The sequence below is a fragment of the Paenarthrobacter sp. NPDC090520 genome (assembly GCF_044769205.1).
In the GTDB taxonomy this organism is placed as follows: Bacteria; Actinomycetota; Actinomycetes; order Actinomycetales; family Micrococcaceae; genus Arthrobacter.
Window position 1 is genome coordinate 138,561 of sequence record NZ_JBIVXM010000003.1, and the last position, 16,636, is coordinate 155,196.

Below are 16,636 nucleotides of genomic sequence, written 5' to 3' on the forward strand. Positions count from 1 at the left end.
GGCATCCGCCCCGAACAGCCCGTGGCAGCCGGCGCCGCCTGACCCGCGGCATCGCCGCCCGTTCCTGATCTGGAGGGAAGACCACCATGGCTTCCAAAGCACCACGCCATAACATCGACGAGTCGAAGCTGACCGTCACCAAACCCAAGACCAAGGCCGTAGGCATCCCTGCCGTAGCCAATGCTTTGAAGATCTCGTTCGAGCAGATGGGCGCGGTGCGCAGCGTGCAGACGCTGATGGCCGTGAACCAGCTGGATGGGTTCGACTGCATGGGTTGCGCCTGGCCGGAGCATGAGAAGCGCAACGCCGCGGAATTCTGCGAGAACGGTGCCAAGGCAGTCGCCGAGGAAGCCACGCGGCGCCGGGTCACCCCGGAGTTCTTTGCCGCGCATTCCGTAGCGGACCTGAAAACCCGCGATGATTACTGGCTGGGACAGCAGGGACGGCTGACGCATCCGATGTTCCTCGATGAGGGTGCCACCCATTACGTGCCCATCGACTGGGACGAGGCCTACGAACTGATGGCCGGGGAGCTCCGGGGCCTGGCGTCGCCGGACGAGGCTGTTTTCTACACGTCCGGCCGGACCTCCAATGAGGCCGCCTTCGTGTACCAGCTGCTGGTCCGCGGGATCGGCACCAACAACCTGCCGGACTGTTCCAACATGTGCCACGAATCGTCGGGCTCGGCCCTGGTGCAGACCATCGGGATCGGCAAGGGCTCAGTCAGCCTGACGGACTTGGAGACGGCATCGCTGATCTTCGTGGCTGGACAGAACCCGGGGACCAACCACCCCCGCATGCTGAGCGCCTTGGAGAAGGCCAAGAAAAACGGCGCCATCATCGTCTCCATCAACCCGCTCCCCGAAGCCGGACTCCTCCACTTCGAGAACCCGCAGAACGTCTCCGGCATGCTGGTGGGCACCGAGCTGACCGACGACTTCCTGCAGATCCGCGCCGGCGGGGACCAGGCACTCTTCCAGGGCCTTGGGAAGTACCTGCTCGAGGCCGAAACCGCAGGCCGTTCCACGCCGGGATTGGACACCGTGCTGGACCACGCGTTCATTACCAACCACACCGTGGGCGTGGACGACTACCTGCGGCACCTGGAGAAGGTGGGGTGGGAGGACATTGTTGAAGCCTCCGGCCTGACCCTGGAACAGATCCACGCCACCGGCGAACGGCTCCTGGCCTCCAACGCCACCATCGTGTGCTGGGCCATGGGACTGACCCAGCACAAACACTCCGTGCCCACCCTGCGCGACGTGGTCAACGTCCTCCTGCTCCAAGGAAACATCGGCAAGCCCGGGGCCGGCGTGTGCCCGGTGCGCGGCCACTCGAACGTGCAGGGCGACCGCACCATGGGCATCTTCGAGAAGATGCCTTCGACGTTCCACGACCGGCTGGACCACGAGTTCGAGTTCCTCTCACCGCGTGAGCACGGCTACGACACCGTGGCGGCCATCCGTGCCATGCGGGACGGCAAGGTCCGGTTCTTCATGGGCATGGGCGGCAACTTCGTCCGGGCAGCCCCGGATTCCCTGGTCACCGAGGACGCGCTGGCCAACACGGCCCTGACCGTGCAGATCTCCACGAAGCTCAACCACTCCCACCTCTCCACTGGCCGCCGGGCCCTCATCCTGCCCACCCTGGGCCGCACGGAGAAGGACGCCCAGGCCTCGGGCGACCAACGCGTCACCGTGGAGGATTCCATGAGCGCCGTCCATGCCTCCCGCGGCCGCCTCAAGCCCGCCAGCGAGCACCTGCACTCCGAGGTGGCCATTGTGTGCAACCTCGCGCACAAGCTCTTCACCGATGCCGAGGGCCGGCCGTTGCCCAATACTCCCCGGGCATCCTGGATCTCCCTGCGGGACGACTACTCTTTGGTGCGGAAGCACATCCAGGCAGTGATCGATGGCTTTGAAGACTTCGAGGAACGCATCGCCCATCCGGGCGGCTTCGTGCTGCCGCATCCCCCACGGGACGCCCGGGCGTTCGATACCCCCACCGGCAAGGCGCTCTTCACCGGGAACGAGCTGGAATACATCAAGATCCCCCCGGGCCGCCTGGTACTGCAGACCCTGCGCTCGCACGACCAGTACAACACCACCATCTACGGCAAGGACGATCGCTACCGCGGCATCCACGGCGGCCGGCGCGTGGTCCTGGTCAGCCAAGCCGACATTGACGAACTCGGCTTCACCGACGGGCAGATGGTACATCTGGTCTCGGAGTTTCAGGGCGTCGAGCGCCTCGCGGAAAACTTCCGGATCGTTGCCTATTCAACCCCCAAGGGCTGTGCTGCGGCCTACTACCCCGAAACCAACGTCCTTGTGCCCTTGGATTCGGTGGCCGACACCAGCGGGACGCCTACATCGAAGTCCGTCATCATCCGCATGGAAGCCGCCTAGGACCTGTACAGAGTGTGATCGGTGCCATAGTATGTGACTGATATATCTTTCAGATGCTTTGGAAGATATCAGTGGCCCCTCTCGCCACCCACAGCCTTCCCCATGAAAAACGCCAGTGACTAGACATGAATCAAAGGAGAAGCATTGTCTGACATCACCCAAGCCAACGCGGAGGCCGTCCTGGCCGCCGCCCTCGGATCAGCCCGCGAAACCGGCACGGCCATGAACATCGCCGTCGTCGATACCGGCGGCAACCTCAAAGCCTTCACCCGCATGGACGGGGCCTGGCTGGGCAGCATCGATATTTCCATCAAGAAGGCCCGCACGGCGCGCTATTTCGATATGCCAACGGGATCCATTGGTGGGTTGTCGCAGCCCGGCGGACCGCTCTTCAACATTGAAGTCTCCAACGGCGGGCTCATCACCTTCCCCGGCGGCATTCCGCTCCAGGACAGCAACGGCACCGTAATCGGAGCGATCGGCGTCAGCGGCAGCACCGTGGAGAACGACCACACGGTGGCATCGGCAGGAGCGGCCGTTCAACTCCAGGACGCCGCCTAGAGCCAAAAAGTTGTCCAGTTGCCCGTGAACGGCGCTTCGGTGGCCTGAAACCTGGGGAGGTATTTCCTCACCGAAGCGCCGCTTTCGGGCAACTGGCCAGTCCCATTTCCATCAGCAAATGGCCAAAGGAGTGTCATGTCAGGAAACAGAGCAGTCGCCTACAAGGAACCCGGTGTAGTTGAGATCATCAACACCGAGTATCCGACGTTCGAGCTCAAGGACGGCCCGGGCGTCAACCCTGCAAATGTTGGCAGGAAGGTGCCCCACGGCGTCATCCTGCGCACCGTGACCACCAACATCTGCGGTTCGGACCAGCACATGGTCCGCGGCCGGACCACGGCACCGCAGAATTTGGTCCTTGGCCACGAAATCACCGGCGAAGTGGTTGAGGTTGGACCCGACGTCGAATTCATCAAGGTGGGCGACATCGTCTCGGTGCCGTTCAATATCTCCTGTGGCCGCTGCCGGAACTGCAAGGAACGCAAGACCGGCATCTGCCTCAACGTCAACCCCGACCGTCCCGGCAGCGCCTACGGTTACGTGGACATGGGCGGCTGGGTGGGAGGCCAGGCCGAGTATGTCCTGGTTCCCTACGCCGACTGGAACCTGCTGCGTTTCCCGGACCGTGACCAGGCGCTCGAGAAGATCATGGACCTGACCATGCTCTCGGACATTTTCCCCACAGGCTTCCATGGCGCCGTCACCGCAGGTGTCGGTGTGGGCTCCACGGTGTACGTGGCAGGTGCCGGCCCCGTGGGTATCGCTGCGGCCGTGGGCGCCCAACTGTTGGGGGCCGCCGTCGTGATTGTGGGCGACATGAACGAGGACCGCCTGGCCCAGGCACGTTCGTTCGGTTGCGAAACCGTCAATGTCTCCAAGGGCGACCCGAAGGACCAAATCGAGCAGATCCTCGGCGTTCCGGAAGTCGATTCCGGCATCGACGCCGTGGGCTTCGAGGCCCGCGGCCACGGCAAGGACGCCTCCCACGAGGCCCCGGCCACGGTGCTGAACTCCCTCATGGATATCACGGCCGCCGGTGGCGCCCTGGGTATCCCGGGCCTGTACGTCACCGGTGATCCGGGCGGAATCGACGAGGCAGCCCAGCACGGCTCGCTTTCGCTGTCCCTGGGTACCGGCTGGGCCAAATCCCTGTCCTTCACCACCGGGCAGTGCCCGGTGATGAAGTACAACCGCCAGCTCATGATGGCGATCCTCCATGACAAGGTCCAGATCGCCAAGGCCGTGAACGCCAAGGCCATCCCGCTCGAAGACGCACCCCGCGGCTACGCGGAGTTCGACGCCGGAGCGGCAACAAAGTTCGTACTGAACCCCAACGGATACGTGAAGGCTTAGTACGGAACCACAGATACCGGGAGTGGCAGGGTAAGCACCATGGGAAGGCCCTGCCGCCCCCGGCATCTGCACTTAACAGCACCCCCGCACCAGGAAGTGGGCCGCCATGCTCGCACAGGTCGTCGCCGACCCTCCCACCGCCAGCCCGCCCTGCGGTCATCAACACGCGCCCAGTTGGGCCGAGGCGCGACAGCTTGCCTTTGACTGCGCCGCACCCCTTGGCTCGCTTCTGGTACCACTCCAGGACGGGATAGGACGCGAGCTGACCTCCGCCGTGGCAGCAACCCGGGACATCCCGCACTATGCCTCCTCAGCCATGGACGGCTGGGCCATCAGCGGCAGCGGGCCATGGACGCTCACCACGCCGGGAACGCCGTTGGAACCGCACCAGGCAAGCATCATCGCCACAGGTGGCTTGGTACCCGCAGGAGCCTCAGGCATCCTCCGCAAGGAAAGCGGCCTCGTGACCGCCAACGCGCCAGGACACCTTCGGCTCAAACCCGACGCGAAGCCCGGAGAAACCCTCCCGGGCCGCCACATCAGGCCTGCCGGAGAGGAAGCCGCCGCCGGCGATGTCCTCATTCCCGCAGGGACCCTCCTGAATCCGGCACACGTTGCCCTCGCCGCCGTAGCAGGCCACGACGAGGTGGAGGTTCGGCGCAAGCCGATGGTCGCCGTCGTACTGACCGGATTGGAAGTGGTCACCTCCGGTGAACCCGGCCCCGGGCAGGTCCGCGATACCTTCGGGCCGCAGCTCGGAACTGTCATTTCCCAACTGGGTGGCCTGCCCGGGGGTCAGCTGAGGATTGGCGACTCCTACCAGGAATGGCTGTGGGCCCTGTCCGGCCCGGACGGCCCGTGGGCGGATGTCACCATCACTACCGGAGGCACGGGTAAATCCGGGACCGACCACTTCCGCGCTGCAATTGCCGCGATGGGCGGACGGTTGCTGCTCGACGGCATAGCCATGCGCCCAGGCCACCCCGCGGTCCTGGCGGAACTTCCGGACGGACGGTTCGTGATCGGGCTCCCAGGAAATCCGCTGGCCGCCATGATCGCCCTCATCACCCTTGGCGGACCGCTGCTGGCCGCCCTCGGAAACCGGGACCTGCCCGCCGCCGTGGACTTGACCTCCGGCGCGGACATCGACGCCGACCCCGGCAGGACACGGCTGGTTCCCTGCACCATCGAGCACGGACTCGCCTTGCCCGTACCGCACACCGGCCCGGGAATGATGCGGGGACTGGCTTGGGCGGATGGGTTCATGGCTGTTCCACCCGAAGGCGTCGAGGCCGGCCAGGGAGTTCCCGTCATGCCCCTGCCGTGGACTGCGCCCAGCAGGAGGCACGCATGAGCCGGGAGGCCCGCATGAGCCGCTGAGCGTCCCGAGGGGCGGTCCGGGCCGGTCTAGGATGAGAATCATGGCCGTACCCAGCAACCCGGACATCGACAAGGACGCAGACGCCCAGGGCGGAGGCGTCCAGTCAGTGGACCGCGCCCTCCAGATTCTGGAAATCCTTGCCCGCGAGGGAGACGCCGGCGTCAGCGAGATCGCCGAGGAAATGGGCGTGCACAAGTCCACGGTGTCCCGGCTGGTGGGTTCCCTGGTCACGCGCGAACTGGTCCGGCAGAACAGCGAGCGGGGCAAGTACCAGCTCGGCTTCGGAATCCTGCGCCTGGCTTCCTCCATCCCTGGCAGGCTGAGCGTGGTGCACGAGGCCAGGGAAGTCCTGGAAGCACTGGCCTCCGAATACAAGGAAACCGTCAACCTGGCTGTGCTGCGCTCCAATTACGCAGTCAACGTGGACCAGGCCATGGGTCCTTCCACCTTGGCCACGTACGACTGGGTGGGCAGCCTGACGCCGCTGCATGCCACTTCCAGCGGCAAGGTGCTCCTGGCTGCCCTGACTGCGGACGAACGGAGCCAGGTCTTCAAGGCCGTCGGGCTCCCCGCGCGAACGCCGAGGACCATCACCAACCGCGGGGTGCTCGAAAAGCAATTGCACGACGTCGCGCGGAACGGGTACGCGGTGGTGCATGAAGAGTTCGAGATCGGCCTCACTGCCGTTGCCGTGCCCATTTTCAACCACTTGGGAAATGTCATCGCGGCCGTCAGCATTTCCGGTCCGGCGTTCCGCTTTACGCCCGAGGACCAGCCAGGCCTCATTGACGGCCTCCGCGAAGCAGGCCTGAGCATCAGCGCCAAGATGGGCTATCGGCACCGCTAAAGGCCGCCGCCAACTGCACTCGCCCGCCAGCCCCACTGGCAGGCCAAGGCGCAACGTCCTTCACCATACGCAACGATACGCTTTGCAGCCAATTGATATATCAATGTGCTGTTAAAGAGCCGCTACCTCTTGACTTTGAGTGTGAGGCAGCGCACTCTGTTGCTTACCGCGAATGTTGTTGATTACTGCGGAACGCCCCGGATCCCCAACCAGGCGCAAGCATCCACACATACACGCAAGCCCATGATTCCGAGCAAAGGACCCGCTCATGGCTATAAACAGTGGCACCAAACCCTTAAGTCCAGAGGAGTTACCGGCCGGCGACCAGCCGGCCGACGCTCCCTCTACCGAAACCCGCACCACGGAAACGCCCAAGGACACCCTTAGCGTCTCCCCCAACGAAACCAACCCCGCAGTCCTCGACGTTGAGGACGGAGGCGCGGAGCCCCTGCCCGACTCGGAAGAGTACGAGCAGATCCTGGAAGAACTGCGCCACGCCAAAACCGAGCAGGCCGTCTCTGCCCGCCGGAACCGCAAACTTACCCTCGACAAAGTCACCTTCGGGATCACGGGCGCCATCGCCGTCGCCTTCGTGGTTTGGGGCTTCGTTGGCCGTGACAGCCTGTCCGATACCTCCAAGGGAGCCCTCAGCTGGGTCATGGAGTACACCGGCTGGCTGTTCATGGTGCTCGCCTCGCTGTTCGTGATCTTCGTGCTGTGGCTTGCCCTGGGCAAGTTCGGCAACATCCCGCTGGGCAAGGACGGCGAAAAGCCCGAGTACAAGACCGTGTCCTGGGTGGCCATGATGTTCGCCGCCGGCATGGGCATCGGCCTCATGTTCTACGGCGTGGCCGAACCGCTCTACCACTACATCTCCCCGCCGCCGGGAACGGTGGATGGCCGTACTCCGGCAGCCGTCCAGACAGCCATGGCCACCTCGATCTTCCACTGGACACTCCATCCGTGGGCCATGTACGCCGTGGTGGGCATCGCCATGGCCTACGGCACCTACCGGCTGGGACGCCGGCAGCTGGTCTCCGCGGCCTTCACGTCGCTGTTCGGCATCCGCATGGTGGAGGGTCCGGTAGGGAAGTTCATCAACATCCTGGCCATCTTCGCCACCCTGTTCGGTACCGCTGCGTCGTTGGGCCTCGGCGCCCTGCAAATCGGCAGCGGCATGACGTCCAACGGCTGGATGGGTGAAGTGGGGACGCCGATCCTGGTGGTCATCGTCGCTGTCCTGACATTCTGCTTCGTGGCCTCGGCCGTGTCCGGCATCAGCCGCGGCATCCAGTGGCTCTCCAACATCAATATGGTCCTGGCAGTGGTGCTGGCCGTCATCGTGTTCGTCGCCGGACCCACGTTGTTCATCCTCAACCTCATCCCGTCCTCGATCGGCGACTACGCCCGCGACCTCGCAGAAATGTCCTCGCGGACCGAAGCCGTAGGCGACGACGCGCTGCGCAGCTGGCTGACCAGCTGGACCATCTTCTACTGGGCTTGGTGGATCTCCTGGACGCCCTTCGTCGGACTGTTCATTGCCCGCATCAGCCGCGGCCGCACCATCCGCCAGTTCGTCACCGGCGTGCTGCTGGTCCCGAGCATCGTCAGCGTGGTCTGGTTCTGCATCTTTGGCGGCGCCGCGTTCAACGTCCAGCAAGAGGCAGACAAGGCCGGAACCCCGGGACTCGTGACCATGGTGGACGGAGCACCGTCCATCAACTTCGACGGCGCCCTCTTCGACCTCGTCAAGAATCTCCACATGCCGGACTGGCTCACTGGGGCCGTCATTGTCCTGGCCATGGTGCTCGTAGCCATCTTCTTCATCACGGGCGCAGACGCGGCCTCGATCGTCATGGGCTCCCTGAGCTCCAATGGTGCGGAACATCCCCGCCGCGGAGTGGTCATCTTCTGGGGTTGCCTCACAGGTGCCGTTGCCGCCGTCATGCTCCTGGCCGGTGGTGACGAACCTTCCGAGGCCCTGTCCGGGCTGCAACGGGTCACCATTGTGGCGGCACTGCCGTTCATCATCGTGATGCTGCTGCTCTGCTTCGCCCTGGCCAAGGACCTGCGGCGCGATCCGCTCTCCCTGCGCCGGCGGCTTGCCACTTCCGTGGTGGAACGGGCCATCCGCACCGGCGTGGAACAACACCGCGGAGTCCAGTTCGATCTCGTGACCAAGCACGACTGCGCCGAAAAATGCCCCGACGCCGATTGTCCCGGCGGCACGCCCACGGGCAGCCTTCCGACAGTCGACAGCCCACGGGCAGACAACAACTGATCCCCAGCCACCCAGCAGTTAGGTAGAACCGCCATGACCCAAACCCCCGTAGAGGCAGCCGTCCGCGTGATCAACGATTCAAAGGACCGGATGTCCGTCACCGTGGATGGCACCAACCCCGTGACCGTCCGGATTGAACTGATCGGCGGCTGCCCGTGCGGCTCCGAGCACACGAAGACGGGCTCCTACGTGGACAGCGACCTGGGCCGCTGACCCTCTGAAGAACCCCTAGAACACACAAAACAGGCGCCGGTTTTATCCGGCGCCTGCTTTGTTGTTTCCGGAGTTCAGGAAAGCCGTGCGACGCTCCTGCGGGATGCCCGCGGCTTGGAGCCATCGGAAAACAGCTCAGGCGTGGCCCCCTGGATTCGTTCAATATCCTTGAAAACACCGCGTAGGTGGAGGCGGAGCGAGGCATCGGCGGCGGCTTGGTCGCTGTTCTCCAGTCCGTCCACGACGGCGGTGTGCTGCTTGATGAGCGTGGCGACATGTCCGGCGTCGATGAGGCTCAGGCGACGGGCACGGTCGAGGTGCGCTTTGGCCGAATTGACCGCGTTCCAGGCGGCTTCGTGGCCTGCCAACTGCAGCAACTCCCGATGGAAGTCCTCATCCAGGCGGAAGAACCGGTCGATGTCGCCGGCTGCTTCGGCATCCCATTGGGCCTGCAGGATCTCGCGGAGGCCGGCGATCCCCGAAGGCTCGGCGACAACATCGGCCAACGATGCGCATTCGATCGCTTCGCGGATGAACTGCGCCTGCCCAACCCGGGCCAGGTCCACCAAGGAAACGAATGAACCAATCTGCGGAAAGACCTCAACAAGCCCCTCTTCCCGAAGGAGGATCAGGCTTTCGCGGACAGGCGTGCGGCTGACCCCCAGCTCCTGCGCCAACTCGTTTTCCGACAGCGGCGAACCAGGTGGCAGTTCCAGGGAGATAATCCGGCGGCGCAGCACATCCAGGGTCCGGTCCCGCACGGAAAGTCGGGGGGCGGAGGGGTCCGGTTCCGGTTTCTTGGTAGCCACAGCACCAGTCTAAGCCATCGTTGACAAACTAGAATGGTAGTGCTTGTATGGTAGTTATCACTGCGGGTTCGGAAGCCTCTGATTCCTCCGTCAACCCGCCACTCTTTCCCCCTTACAAAATCTCCCTGACTTCATCGCCTGCAAAGGAGCAAATGATGACCGAGAGCGTTGCGCCGCCGGTTCACGATGCCAAGCAGGCCCGCAAAACCGCGGGCGCCTCCTTCATCGGAACCATGGCCGAGTACTACGACTTCTTTATCTACGGAACAGCTTCTGCGCTGGTCTTCAACAAGATCTTCTTCCCGGACATCGACCCGCTGGTAGGCACGCTGGCCGCCTTTTCCACCTAGGCGGTGGGCTTTTTCGCCCGCCCGCTCGGTGGGATCGTCTGGGGCCACATCGGCGACAGGATCGGGCGAAAGAAGGTACTCGTCTGGACCCTGCTCATCACGGGACTCGGCACCTTCGCCATCGGCCTCATGCCCACTTACGAGACCATCGGACTCTGGGCTGCCGTCATCCTGGTCTTCGTGCGCCTGCTCCAGGGCTTTGGCGTGGGCGGCGAGCAGGGCGGCGCGGTGCTCCTCACCGCAGAAGCAGCACCCCAGAAGCGGCGCGGCTTCTATGCCAGCCTGGTCCAGATGGGGTCCCCGGCCGCTTACCTCGTCCCGTCCGCCCTCTTCGCCTTCCTCACCACCCAACTCTCGGAGAAGGACTTCCTCGCCTGGGGCTGGCGCGTCCCGTTCCTCCTCAGCATCGTGGTAGTGGCCATCGGCCTCTACATCCGGCTTCGGGTGAATGAGTCGGCAACCTTCAAGGCCGCGAAGGAAAACGCCAAGCAGCAGCAAGCCCCCATGAAGCTCGTGTTCCAACAGAGCCGCAAGGAAGTCTTCCTCGGCATGGGATCGAAGTTCGTTGAAGCCGCAGTGTTCCCCTTCTACACCGTGTTCCTGGTGGCCTACTCGAAGAACCTTGGCAACGATTCTGCTTTCGTGCTGGAGGCCATCATCATCGCGATCGTCGTGGAACTCATCATGATTCCGGTGTGGGGCTGGATCACGGACAAGATCGGCCGCAAGAAGGTGTTCCTCGGCGCAGCAATCCTCAACCTGGTGCTGATCTGGCCGGCCTTCGGCGCCATCGCGAGCGGCGACACCCTGCCGATCGTTGCCATCCTCGTCGCCGGCCTGGCCCTGGGACACGCAGGAACCTACGCACCGCAGGCCTCGTACTACCCCGAGCTCTTCCCTGTCCGTGGCCGTTACACCGGTGTCTCCATCGTCTGGCAGTTTGGCGCCATGATCGCCAGCGGACCGTTCACTGTCATTGCGACTGCGTTGCTGGTCGCCGGAGGCGGTTCGATCGGAGGCGTGGCCATCTACGTCTCAGCCCTGATCCTGGTCAGTGTCGTCTGCCTGTCGTTCCTTCCCGAAACCGCCCCCAGCCAACGTGGCGGCAAGGAGTACGCCGAGTGGGCTGTCCCCCAGGAACCCGTAGCAGGCACCGCCGCCAACCCGAGCACGAGCTCGCTCAAATAGCCACGAAGCAAGAGGAACAACCAGTGAAGATCACCGATGCACGGGTAGTGGTGTCGTCCCCGGGACGGAACTACGTGACGCTCGTTATTGAAACAGAGGACGGAATCACCGGCATCGGTGACGCCACCCTCAACGGGCGGGAACTCGCCGTCGCGTCCTATCTTGCGGAGCACCTGTGCCCGCTGCTGATCGGACGCGACGCGCGCCGGATCGAAGATGCCTGGCAGTACTTCTACAAGGGCGCCTACTGGCGCCGGGGCCCGGTGACCATGACAGCGATCGCCGCGATCGACGTCGCACTCTGGGACATCAAAGGCAAGGCCGCCGGCATGCCGGTCTACGAACTCCTGGGCGGCGCAGCCCGCGACGGTGTCATGGTCTACGGGCACGCAAGCGGCAGCACCCTGGATGACCTCAGCGCCGACTTCCAGCACCACCTGGACCTGGGCTATAGGGCAATCCGTGCGCAGGCCGCGGTTCCCGGACTGGACAAGACCTACGGGATTGCGCCGGTGGACGGGAAATTGTACGAACCCGCCAGCAGCAACGTGCCGCAGGAGGATACGTGGGAAACCTCTGCGTACCTGGACTTCGCACCGAAAATGATGGCCCACGTCCGCGATCAGTTCGGCTACGGAGTGCATGTCCTGCACGACGTCCATCACCGGCTCACCCCGATTGAGGCCGGGCGCCTGGGCGCGTCGCTGGAGCAGTACCGGCCGTTCTGGATCGAGGATCCCACCCCGGCGGAGGACCAGTCGGCCTTCCGCCTGATCCGCCAGCACACCACCACGCCTATTGCCGTGGGCGAGGTCTTCAACTCGATCTGGGATTGCCAGCAACTGATCACCGAACGGCTGATCGACTACATCCGGACCTCCGTTTCGCATGCGGGTGGCATCACCCACCTGCGCCGGATCTTCTCCCTCGCCGACCTCTACGGCGTGCGCTCGGGGTCCCATGGTGCGGGCGATCTCTCACCCGTTTCCTTTGCGGCGGCCTTGCACGTGGACCTCAGCATCCCCAACTTTGGGGTGCAGGAGTACATGGGCCACCGCGATCCCGCCGGGGAAGTCTTCAAGACCACTTACACCTTCACCGACGGCTACATGCACCCCGGCGACGCTCCCGGTATCGGCGTCGAATTCAACGAAGACGCCGCAGCGCGCTTCCCGTTCGACCCCAAGTACCTGCCCATCAACCGCCGCCTCGACGGTTCGATCCACGATTGGTGAATCCTGTGACCCAAGACCTGCAGCGCAAGCCGTTCGACGTCGTCGTCATGGGCGAAATCCTGGTGGAAGTCGCCACCGACATTCCGTTCGGCCACGGCGTCCCGGCCCAACTGGGCATCTCCGGTGACGCCCTCAATGTCGCTGCTGCGGCCGCAGCCGCCGGGGCACGCACGGGGCTGCTCGCCATCCTGCCCGACGACGATCTCGGCAAAGCGATCGCGGCCAGGATCGCGGAACTCGGCATCGCGACGGATCTCCTGACGTTCCGTCCGGGCCAGCAAGGCGTGTACTTGGTGCATTCCGATCCGCTGGGCCAGCGTGAATTCTCCTACGCCCGTTCCGGGAGCGTCGGATCCACGCTGGGCCCGTCGGACATCGACGAGTCCGTCTTCGCTTCCGCGGGTGCCGTGCTGGCCGGTGGAATTGCCTGCGCCATCTCCGAGTCCTCACGGACCGCTGTCTTCAAGGCAGCGTCCTTGGCCCAGCGCTTCATCTACGACCCCAACTACCGGCCAAGGTTGACCACCGCATCCGCCGCCGCAGGAGCCTTGGCTGAGCTGGCCCCGCAGGCTTACCTCGTGACGCCGTCGTTTCCCGGCGAAACCAGCGCGCTGCTTGGAGTGTCATCAGCAGAGGCCGCTGCCGCAAAGCTCCTTGCCATGGGTGCTGCCGGTGTTGCAGTTACCTGCGGCGCTGAGGGTGTCCACCTTGAAAGCCCCGAACTCTCCGAGTGGGTGCCCTCCGTTCCGGCCCCTGCGGTTGTGGACCAGACCGGGGCCGGCGATGCCTTCGTTGGCACCCTGGCCGCCCGCTTGGTATTGGGCGACCCCCTTCCGCAAGCGACGCGCTACGGTGCTGCTGCGGCCTCACTGGTGGTCGGCGGCAAGGGTGGCACGGGCTTCATTCCCACCTTTGAGCAGACCACCGCACACGCTGAAGGGCAACCGGTATGCGCCTGAGCCTCGCTTCCCTGGGCGAGACGCCGCTTGGCCTCGACCGCACGGCCCTCACGGCCCTCACGCCCGGCATCGTCCACTTGGGCCTCGGTGCCTTCGCCCGCGCCCACACGGCTGTCTTCACCGAGGGAGCGATGCGGTCCTCCGGCGAACCGGGGTGGGGAATCATCGGCGTGACGCAGCGTTCGGACACTGTGGTGCAGCAACTCGCACCCCAGGACGGGCTCTTCACCGTGGCCGAGCGCGGAGATGGGGCTGCACCCGCCCGTCTGGTATCCAGCGTCATCGAGGCCATTTCCGGGCGGGACAACCCGGCCGCAGTGGTCGAGCGCATCGCCTTGCCCTCGGTCTCGGTGATCACCCTGACCATTACGGAAAAGGGGTACCGGATGGACCCCCAGACCGGCTCGCTGAACCTCGGCGATGCTCAGGTCCAGGCCGACCTCGCCGGACATCCACCACAGACGGCCATCGGACAGCTCACGCGCGGACTGCAGGAACGGTCCCGGCTGGGCTCAGGGCCGATCACCGTGGTTTCCTGCGACAACCTTCCCGGCAACGGCGAACTCACGCGCCAGCTGGTCCAGGCATTCGTCGCAGCACTCCCCGCTGCCGAAGGTGCACCCCTCCTGGCGTGGATCGCCACCAACGTCAGCTTCCCCAGCACCATGGTGGACCGCATGGTCCCCGCCACGACGGCACGCGACCTTGACGCCGTCGAGCATGAACTGGGCCTTCGCGATGAAGCCGCCGTAGTCGCCGAACCCTTCATGCAGTGGGTCATCGAAGACAACTTCGCCGGTACCCGCCCGCGGTGGGAAGACGCAGGCGCGGTCTTCAGCACCGACGTTCCCGGGTGGGAAGCCGCGAAGCTCCGGTTGCTGAACGCGAGCCACTCCCTGCTTGCCTACCTCGGCCTGGCCGCCGGCAACGCAACCATTGCAGAGGCCGTGTCCGTGCCCGCCTTCCGCGCCGCATGCGAACGCATGATGTTCGACGACGTCCTGCCAACCCTCCACCTGCCGGACGGCCTGGACGGCGAAACGTACTGCAAGCAGGTGCTTGGCCGCTTTGCGAATCCGGCGCTGGGCCATACCACGGCGAAGGTGGGCAGCGACGGTTCACAGAAAATCGGGCTGCGGCTGCTCAGTACCGTCCGGGCAAACCTCGACGCCGGCCGCCCACCACGCTGGGCGGCGCTCGCCGTGGCAGCGTGGATGCGTCACGTCGCGGTCACGCCTGCTGAGGCCCTGAATGATCCCCTGGCGGCTGAACTGAAGGACGCGCTGCCGCGGGAGTTGTCCGCGCGGGCAGTGGTCAACGCACTGCTGGGCGTGCGGAGCATTTTCGATGAAGCCACGGCAACTGACGCCGGTTTCGCCGCCCTGCTTGAACACTGGTACTCCGTCATCGACGAACACGGGCTTCCGGGCCTGGGAAACGAGATCCCCCATGGCTGACGCCGCCTCCATCCTGGCTGTCTCCCCCGTCATTCCGGTGGTGACCATCGAAGACCCGTCACACGCTGTACCTCTGGCCCGCGCGTTGGTGGACGGTGGAATCCGCATCATCGAGCTGACCCTGAGGACCGGCACAGCGCTGGATTCCCTGCGTATGATCGCTGACGAAGTCCCGGACATCCTGGTGGGCGCAGGGACCATCCTCACCCCGGCCCAAGCCGAGACCGCGGTATCCGCAGGCGCAAGCTTCCTGGTCAGCCCCGGCGTCACTCCCGGCTTGTTGCGCCACATGCTGACGCTGGATGTTCCGCTGCTTCCGGGCGTCGCGACGGTTGGGGAAGTCATGGCCGTCCTGGAACATGGCTTGAAGGTCATGAAGTTCTTCCCCGCGGGACCGGCCGGAGGACCTCCCTACCTGTCGGCGATCGGCGCACCCATCCCGCAAGTCCAGTTCTGTCCCACCGGCGGCATCAGCCTGGCGTCCGCACCGGACTACCTCAAGCTGCCCAACGTGGCGTGTGTAGGCGGCAGTTGGCTCACCCCGCGCTCCCTGGTTGAAGCCGGGGATTGGACCGCCATATCGGAACTGGCCCGCGAGGCGTCCGCCCTCCAAAGCCAGGCCTGACCCTCTGAAGAACCCTTACAAACAACAAAGCAGGCGCCGGGATCCCGGCGCCTGCTGCGTTGTGTTGGGACTGATGGACCAGAGGCCTACTTGGGCATCAGCACGGTGTCGATCAGGTAGACCGTGGCGTTGGCGGTGTGGACGCCCCCGCAGATCACGTTGGCACCGTTAACCGTCAGGGCATCCTTGGAGCCGGCAACGGTCACTTCGCCACCCTGGACCGTCTTGTGCGTTCCAACGATCTGGTCCGGGGTCAGCTGGCCGGGGACTACGTGGTAGGTGAGGATCTTGCTCAACGTGGCGTCGTCCGTCTTGAGCGCCTCGATCGTGGCGGGGTCGATCTTTGCGAAGGCGTCGTCAACCGGAGCGAAGACCGTGAATTCGCTGCCGTTCAGGGTGGAGACGAGGTCCACCTTCGGGTTCAGCTTGCCCGAGACAGCCGCGGTGAGGGTCTTGAGCAACGGGTTGTTGGAAGCGGCAACAGCTACCGGATCCTGCGCCATGCCTACAACCGAACCGGCGCCGTCCGGAACCTGTGAAGCATAGCCGGCGCAACCCGGGCCAACCAGGTCACGGGCCGGATCCATGGCGGCGCTGGAGGCCATGGCCGAGCTGGACGAAGCCGATGGCGACGGCGCCATGGACGAGGCCGACGGTGCGGCGGACGAAGACGCGGAAGAGCTGGAGCTACCTGAACCACCACAGGCCGTGAGTCCGAGAAGGGCGGCGGCAGTGAGGCCAACGAAGGCGAGGGCGGGGCGCTTTGTGGACAACATCTCATTCTCCTTGTTTGTGGAACCAGGGCGTTGGATCCAGTGGGTGTGGGACACGGCCTGCCTGCGACGCTTTTGCCTCACCTGCGGTTTGTGTCTCACCAGCTATTCGGAGGGTGTGGCCGCGCGGATGGGTGCGGATTGAAAAAGTTTTATGGAAACGGGAATAGGCCCGTTTTCCAAGCTCGCACCAAGC

The 16,636-nt window shown here is 64.7% G+C and carries 15 protein-coding genes; 13 read left to right on the top strand and 2 right to left on the bottom strand.

The features are described 5' to 3' along the window. Positions 1–86 precede the first annotated feature (86 nt). The 7 genes from ACIQTZ_RS05370 to ACIQTZ_RS05400 all read left to right on the top strand — a co-directional run bounded on the left by ACIQTZ_RS05370 (position 87) and on the right by ACIQTZ_RS05400 (position 9,044). On the top strand, positions 87–2,408 hold the full coding sequence (locus ACIQTZ_RS05370) for an FdhF/YdeP family oxidoreductase (protein WP_402978255.1): 2,322 nt from the start codon (positions 87–89) through the stop codon (positions 2,406–2,408). 144 nt (positions 2,409–2,552) lie between these two features. Next, entirely contained in the window at positions 2,553–2,969 is a 417-nt protein-coding gene (locus ACIQTZ_RS05375) for a heme-binding protein (protein ID WP_400270051.1), read from the top strand. A gap of 135 nt (positions 2,970–3,104) precedes the next feature. Then, the gene (gene fdhA / locus ACIQTZ_RS05380) at positions 3,105–4,322 is read left to right on the top strand and encodes a formaldehyde dehydrogenase, glutathione-independent (protein ID WP_402951153.1); all 1,218 of its coding nucleotides are present in this window, start codon (positions 3,105–3,107) and stop codon (positions 4,320–4,322) included. A 106-nt stretch (positions 4,323–4,428) separates the two neighbouring features. Next, complete coding sequence (locus tag ACIQTZ_RS05385) at positions 4,429–5,676, top strand: molybdopterin molybdotransferase MoeA (RefSeq protein ID WP_402978258.1); 1,248 nt, start codon at positions 4,429–4,431, stop codon at positions 5,674–5,676. A gap of 67 nt (positions 5,677–5,743) precedes the next feature. Next, entirely contained in the window at positions 5,744–6,550 is an 807-nt protein-coding gene (locus ACIQTZ_RS05390) for an IclR family transcriptional regulator (RefSeq protein WP_402978261.1), read from the top strand. 268 nt (positions 6,551–6,818) lie between these two features. After that, positions 6,819–8,831, top strand: a complete 2,013-nt coding sequence (locus tag ACIQTZ_RS05395; protein ID WP_402978264.1) for a BCCT family transporter — start codon at positions 6,819–6,821, stop codon at positions 8,829–8,831. 33 nt (positions 8,832–8,864) lie between these two features. Next, positions 8,865–9,044 (top strand): hypothetical protein, encoded by a 180-nt coding sequence (locus tag ACIQTZ_RS05400; RefSeq protein ID WP_400335451.1) that lies wholly within the window; start codon positions 8,865–8,867, stop codon positions 9,042–9,044. A gap of 74 nt (positions 9,045–9,118) precedes the next feature. Here the strand turns inward: ACIQTZ_RS05400 and ACIQTZ_RS05405 are convergent, their stop codons facing one another. After that, on the bottom strand, positions 9,119–9,853 hold the full coding sequence (locus tag ACIQTZ_RS05405) for a GntR family transcriptional regulator (RefSeq protein ID WP_400270057.1): 735 nt from the start codon (positions 9,851–9,853) through the stop codon (positions 9,119–9,121). A gap of 155 nt (positions 9,854–10,008) precedes the next feature. On the opposite strand from ACIQTZ_RS05405, the gene ACIQTZ_RS05410 reads away from it, so the two are divergent. Genes ACIQTZ_RS05410 through eda form a run of 6 tightly spaced genes read left to right on the top strand, consistent with a single transcriptional unit; the run spans position 10,009 to position 15,667 of the window. Continuing rightward, the gene (locus tag ACIQTZ_RS05410; protein ID WP_402978267.1) at positions 10,009–10,203 is read left to right on the top strand and encodes a hypothetical protein; all 195 of its coding nucleotides are present in this window, start codon (positions 10,009–10,011) and stop codon (positions 10,201–10,203) included. A gap of 3 nt (positions 10,204–10,206) precedes the next feature. Further along, positions 10,207–11,391: an MFS transporter gene (locus tag ACIQTZ_RS05415; protein WP_402978270.1), complete on the top strand. Its 1,185-nt coding sequence runs from the start codon at positions 10,207–10,209 to the stop codon at positions 11,389–11,391. Positions 11,392–11,414: 23 nt separating this feature from the next. Next, entirely contained in the window at positions 11,415–12,626 is a 1,212-nt protein-coding gene (gene manD / locus ACIQTZ_RS05420; protein ID WP_402978273.1) for a D-mannonate dehydratase ManD, read from the top strand. 47 nt (positions 12,627–12,673) lie between these two features. Continuing rightward, entirely contained in the window at positions 12,674–13,585 is a 912-nt protein-coding gene (locus ACIQTZ_RS05425; protein WP_402978620.1) for a PfkB family carbohydrate kinase, read from the top strand. Then, the gene (locus tag ACIQTZ_RS05430) at positions 13,576–15,042 is read left to right on the top strand and encodes a mannitol dehydrogenase family protein (RefSeq protein ID WP_402978276.1); all 1,467 of its coding nucleotides are present in this window, start codon (positions 13,576–13,578) and stop codon (positions 15,040–15,042) included. Before ACIQTZ_RS05425 ends, ACIQTZ_RS05430 begins: the two co-directional genes overlap by 10 nt. After that, entirely contained in the window at positions 15,035–15,667 is a 633-nt protein-coding gene (eda, locus tag ACIQTZ_RS05435) for a bifunctional 4-hydroxy-2-oxoglutarate aldolase/2-dehydro-3-deoxy-phosphogluconate aldolase (RefSeq protein ID WP_402978279.1), read from the top strand. Before ACIQTZ_RS05430 ends, eda begins: the two co-directional genes overlap by 8 nt. 86 nt (positions 15,668–15,753) lie before the next feature. On the opposite strand, the gene ACIQTZ_RS05440 is transcribed toward eda, so the two are convergent. Beyond that, the gene (locus ACIQTZ_RS05440; protein ID WP_402978282.1) at positions 15,754–16,443 is read right to left on the bottom strand and encodes a fasciclin domain-containing protein; all 690 of its coding nucleotides are present in this window, start codon (positions 16,441–16,443) and stop codon (positions 15,754–15,756) included. Positions 16,444–16,636: the final 193 nt, after the last annotated feature.

Coding starts and splice junctions, on each gene's coding strand:
- ACIQTZ_RS05395 (WP_402978264.1), top strand. CDS start 6,819: ATGGCTATAAACAGTGGCACCAAACCCTTAAGTCCAGAGGAGTTACCG.
- ACIQTZ_RS05390 (WP_402978261.1), top strand. CDS start 5,744: ATGGCCGTACCCAGCAACCCGGACATCGACAAGGACGCAGACGCCCAG.
- ACIQTZ_RS05440 (WP_402978282.1), bottom strand. CDS start 16,443: ATGTTGTCCACAAAGCGCCCCGCCCTCGCCTTCGTTGGCCTCACTGCC.
- ACIQTZ_RS05385 (WP_402978258.1), top strand. CDS start 4,429: ATGCTCGCACAGGTCGTCGCCGACCCTCCCACCGCCAGCCCGCCCTGC.
- ACIQTZ_RS05430 (WP_402978276.1), top strand. CDS start 13,576: ATGCGCCTGAGCCTCGCTTCCCTGGGCGAGACGCCGCTTGGCCTCGAC.
- ACIQTZ_RS05400 (WP_400335451.1), top strand. CDS start 8,865: ATGACCCAAACCCCCGTAGAGGCAGCCGTCCGCGTGATCAACGATTCA.
- fdhA (WP_402951153.1), top strand. CDS start 3,105: ATGTCAGGAAACAGAGCAGTCGCCTACAAGGAACCCGGTGTAGTTGAG.
- ACIQTZ_RS05370 (WP_402978255.1), top strand. CDS start 87: ATGGCTTCCAAAGCACCACGCCATAACATCGACGAGTCGAAGCTGACC.
- eda (WP_402978279.1), top strand. CDS start 15,035: ATGGCTGACGCCGCCTCCATCCTGGCTGTCTCCCCCGTCATTCCGGTG.
- ACIQTZ_RS05425 (WP_402978620.1), top strand. CDS start 12,674: ATGGGCGAAATCCTGGTGGAAGTCGCCACCGACATTCCGTTCGGCCAC.
- ACIQTZ_RS05410 (WP_402978267.1), top strand. CDS start 10,009: ATGACCGAGAGCGTTGCGCCGCCGGTTCACGATGCCAAGCAGGCCCGC.